This window comes from Nostoc sp. CHAB 5715, assembly GCF_020829685.1.
Lineage (GTDB): Bacteria > Cyanobacteriota > Cyanobacteriia > Cyanobacteriales > Nostocaceae > Nostoc.
The window spans coordinates 1-3,953 of the sequence record NZ_JAIVFR010000727.1 but is presented as its reverse complement, the minus strand read 5'-3'; the positions used below and the strand labels follow the sequence as shown (position 1 = coordinate 3,953).

Sequence of the window (3,953 nt, the reverse complement as noted above, 5' to 3'; positions counted from 1 at the left end):
ACTCAGCGCCTTTTCGTAATTTTACCTGACTTTAAAGTAACGACAAGGGTTTGATGTGTTGGCAGAATGATGACACATTAACGCCTTAATTCTACTTAATGTTTAACTTTTTACAACTCAAAGGGCTTTGGCAGCATTCTGACTTCATGAAGCTATGGCTTGGCCAAACTATTTCGCTGTTTGGCTCCGCCGTAACTAATCTTGCATTACCACTCACTGCTGCACTCACCTTACAGGCAACTCCGGCGCAAATGGGGTTACTCAAAGGCGCTGAGTTTGTACCATTCCTGTTAATTGGTTTGGTGGTTGGAGTGTGGGTAGATCGGCAACGACGACGCCCGATATTGATTGCGGCTGATTTGGGTCGTGCTTTGTTATTGGGGTCTGTACCAATTGCCGCAGTTTTTGGACTTTTGCGTATAGAACACCTTTATCTAGTGGCGTTTGGGACAGGTACTCTGAGTGTGTTGGCTAGTACAGCCAGCTTTGCTTTTGTGCCTACGTTGATTAAGCGTGAGCAGCTCGTGGAGGGTAATAGTAAATTCGCAGTTAGCCAAACGACATCACAGACTCTAGGCCCTGGGTTGGCGGGGATTTTAGTTCAATGGTTGACGGCTCCTGTGGCGATCGCTTTAGATGCTGTATCTTTCTTACTTTCGGCAGTGCTAGTTTTATTGATCCGCGCACCCGAACCTGTGTTAATCAACTCTAATAAAACTAACTTCTGGCAGGAGTTGAGCGAAGGAGCGCAGGTTGTTCTGAAAAACCCACTGCTGCGTGCTATTGCCTGTTGCACGAGTACTCTCCGTATGTTCACTAGTGTGGTAGAAACTGTGTACATTCTTTATGTGACGCGCACGCTAGGGTTTAGTCCGGCTATGGTTGGTTTCATTCTCGCTACAGGGGCCTTTGGTAACCTCTTGGGCGTACTACTGACCAGACGAATAGAACGCAGGCTCGGTTTAGGGAGGACTATTATGGGCGCAGCTGGTATATGGGGGATAAGCTACCTGTTCATCCCTCTAACGTTTAACTTCAATGACGTTGTAATCCTCCTGTTAGTCACGGCGGCAATTTTGTCAGGGCTGGGAGATGCTGTCTATCAAATTACTCAAGTAAGCTTGCGCCAGGCGCTTGTACCCAATCGACTGCAAGGGCGCATGACCGCCAGTTTGCGCTTCATTATTTGGAGTACAGTACCCGTGGGGGCAATGCTTGGAGGAACGTTAGGTGAAAGCTTTGGGTTACAAGCAGCACTTTGGATAGGGGCTGTTGGTAGCTCGTTGGCATTTTTGTGGGTGTTTTGCTCACCTTTACGTATACTCCGTAAGATGCCAACCCTGATAGAAGAACCTTAAGCTCAAACAAATGCTTGAGTTTTTACGTCAAGCAGTAGACCACAACTATGGCATAACCTGCGAAGTTTATTTACCATCCGGCTGATTTTGGTTGATTTTAGGGACGTATTAATAAGCTTGACTTATCATTTATCTTAAGTAATTAGCTTTTGCACATTTCTCCAAAAACGGTATCACAGACTACTATTTTTTAGCGATCGCCAAACTTTTCGGTCTACTGAATATATATTCTTTGAGTCTTTCCCATCCCCATTGTTTAGCTACTCGTAGCGAGAGCCGATTGCAAGTACTAAATATAATGAAGATTTCGCCTGCATCGAAATCATTAATATCAACAACCCACTGGTTTCTAAAATCGTATCCCCAATGAAGCGCAGCATCCTGCCACCATTGGTCGCATGGGTTCTTGAAATTGGGATTCTCTAAGTAATAGTCTTGCCAGTTATAGGGTTTCCACTGTTCTTGAAGTGCTTTGATTAAAAATGCATTTGGATGCTCGAATTCTTCCGAGTTGGCTTGCTTCCAATACCAATAGGCGATTGTGGCACGCAGTGCATCTTCCATCCCTACAATTGATTTGAGGATAATTTCTTGTACATCTTCTCGGTAGAAATCTATACCAATATGAGCAAGCGCATACTTGTACTGGTTGAAGATTTCATCTTTAGCTTCGAGTTCGTCGTCATTATATAAATATGCAGTATTGAACGACTTAATCCGCAGCATTTTGGCTGGTGGGCAATGAAATGTAACTCTCTAATTTTAGTGGTAAATGAATCCCAAGCGATGCCCAGATTGCGAAGTACATTAACGATACCTTGCAAAGCGGGGAAATTTCCAACACCAAGTTCTAGAATAAAGGTGCAGTCAAGCGAGCTTGTAAAATGCCTTCCCCGTTCCCCGGTATGGACCCATATCTTGAAGGCTACCTGTGGAGTGACGTACACAATGCCCTTGCTAGTAAAATTCGTACCTTCCTCGTCCCACAGCTGCGTCCCAAATATGCCGCACGGCTTTCAGTATATGTTGTGGAAGATATTTCCCCTTCAAGTGAAATTGGCATTTTGTACCCAGATGTCGAGGTATTGCAGATAAGACAACGCCGCGACGTAACTCCTCCTACCCCCACATCGAATATTGCAACAACCCCCGCACCACTAACACTTCCAGTTATCCAACCAGTCGTTGTCCGCATCCCCACAGTCGAAATTCGGGATACAGCCAACAACGTACTGGTAAGCTGTATCGAAATTCTCTCCCCCGTAAACAAACGCGAACCCGGTTTAACTGACTACCGTAAGAAACGCCAGCGTTTATATAATGCCAACGTCCATCTAATTGAAATTGACTTGCTGCGCCGGGGAAATCGACCATTTAACCACCCCCGTCTTCCAGATGTTCCCTACTTGATAACCTTAACGCGAGCTGGGTCTGGAGTAATCGACGTGTGGCCTGTGACGTTACAAGATACTCTCCCGACGATACCCATTCCCCTCCGCGAAGGCGACCCCGATGCTGTACTGGAGTTGCAAGCCGTGCTGAATGCTATCTATGACGAAGCTGGGTATGATTTATCGATAGACTACACCCAATCTCCACCCCCACCAGCATTGAGTGATACGGATACTGAGTGGATGTACAAACGGTTGGGAAAATCTTCTATAGGCTAATAAATCTGACCAACAATATATGAACCTATCCCACTATTCTAAAAATCCCTACTTCTTTTCGTAAAATGTGCTTGAAAACCTGAATTTTTCGTTTTCAGTTCTCAATAAGCTTAAGCTTTATAGCACAAATATTATTAGTGGGATAGGTTCATAGTTGGTCATTGAATCATTAAGAAGCAACCTTCATACCACTCAAATCGCTATCCAAATGTGACTCTCGACGTATATTCATTAATCTTTGCTTGTAAAAATCATCCATTTTGGCAACAAACTTGCCATTTACAAGCTTAATTCCTAATACATCAAGTGCGTTGGCAAAATCTAGGAAGCTAGCATTGTGATAATTCTTATCTTCAAAAGATTTAATTTCTTCTTCAGTACGCTGACAAAATGCTGCTAATTCTTTCTGAGTCAGCTTCATTGCTATCCTGGCTTTAATTAATAGGTCGGGTAAATAATCAAGATTTTCTATTGACAGCACAATTGGTTGCTCAGGGTCATGAGCAACTAATGCTTCATATTCCGTTATTTCATCCAATAATTTCCGCCGCAGCGCATCGTTAGAATCTTGAATTAACTGCCAGCCATCCGGGTCCAGGGTCAGGGTAAGCTCATCTTATACTAAATTAGATGAGCTTACCCTGCCCATAATTTGGGTTGATAAAGCTCAGCAATCGCTGCAACGGGCACACTCCAAATTTCACGAATTTCTGTGCGATGATGTCCTTTTTCAATCCGTTTGTCATAACTGAGATCAATGCCCATAAAATTGCTGGCTTGGGCAGTTTCAAACCATTGTTTGACAAAGCTGTTAGCTATTAGCTATTAGCTATTAACCCGGTACATGCCTCGCCCCTCGTGGGCGAAAAATTAATCTTGGGGAGGTTAATACCCCGCTGTTAGCTGTTAGCGGTTAGCTGTTAGC

5 protein-coding genes are annotated in these 3,953 nt (G+C 44.1%); 2 read left to right on the top strand and 3 right to left on the bottom strand.

Features of this window, described 5'->3' with window-relative positions; all coding sequences use genetic code 11:
- The first annotated feature begins 98 nt into the window (after nucleotides 1-98).
- On the top strand, nucleotides 99-1,358 hold the full coding sequence (locus LC574_RS30025) for an MFS transporter (RefSeq protein WP_229457259.1): 1,260 nt from the start codon (nucleotides 99-101) through the stop codon (nucleotides 1,356-1,358).
- 183 nt (nucleotides 1,359-1,541) lie between these two features.
- On the opposite strand, the gene LC574_RS30020 is transcribed toward LC574_RS30025, so the two are convergent.
- Nucleotides 1,542-2,084 (bottom strand): hypothetical protein, encoded by a 543-nt coding sequence (locus LC574_RS30020; RefSeq protein WP_229457258.1) that lies wholly within the window; start codon nucleotides 2,082-2,084, stop codon nucleotides 1,542-1,544.
- Between the two features lie 158 nt (nucleotides 2,085-2,242).
- On the opposite strand from LC574_RS30020, the gene LC574_RS30015 reads away from it, so the two are divergent.
- Nucleotides 2,243-3,028, top strand: a complete 786-nt coding sequence (locus LC574_RS30015; protein WP_229457257.1) for a DUF4058 family protein — start codon at nucleotides 2,243-2,245, stop codon at nucleotides 3,026-3,028.
- A 169-nt stretch (nucleotides 3,029-3,197) separates the two neighbouring features.
- Here the strand turns inward: LC574_RS30015 and LC574_RS30010 are convergent, their stop codons facing one another.
- Together LC574_RS30010 and LC574_RS38320 are read right to left on the bottom strand one after the other, a co-directional pair.
- Nucleotides 3,198-3,566, bottom strand: a complete 369-nt coding sequence (locus LC574_RS30010; RefSeq protein ID WP_229457256.1) for a hypothetical protein — start codon at nucleotides 3,564-3,566, stop codon at nucleotides 3,198-3,200.
- Nucleotides 3,567-3,664: 98 nt separating this feature from the next.
- The gene (locus LC574_RS38320; protein WP_267871720.1) at nucleotides 3,665-3,793 is read right to left on the bottom strand and encodes a hypothetical protein; all 129 of its coding nucleotides are present in this window, start codon (nucleotides 3,791-3,793) and stop codon (nucleotides 3,665-3,667) included.
- Between the last annotated feature and the right edge of the window lie 160 nt (nucleotides 3,794-3,953).

What these genes read in the sequence shown, in the direction of transcription:
- LC574_RS30025 (WP_229457259.1), top strand. Translation starts at nt 99, where the DNA reads ATGTTTAACTTTTTACAACTCAAAGGGCTTTGGCAGCATTCTGACTTC.
- LC574_RS30015 (WP_229457257.1), top strand. Translation starts at nt 2,243, where the DNA reads ATGCCTTCCCCGTTCCCCGGTATGGACCCATATCTTGAAGGCTACCTG.
- LC574_RS30020 (WP_229457258.1), bottom strand. Translation starts at nt 2,084, where the DNA reads ATGCTGCGGATTAAGTCGTTCAATACTGCATATTTATATAATGACGAC.
- LC574_RS38320 (WP_267871720.1), bottom strand. Translation starts at nt 3,793, where the DNA reads ATGGGCATTGATCTCAGTTATGACAAACGGATTGAAAAAGGACATCAT.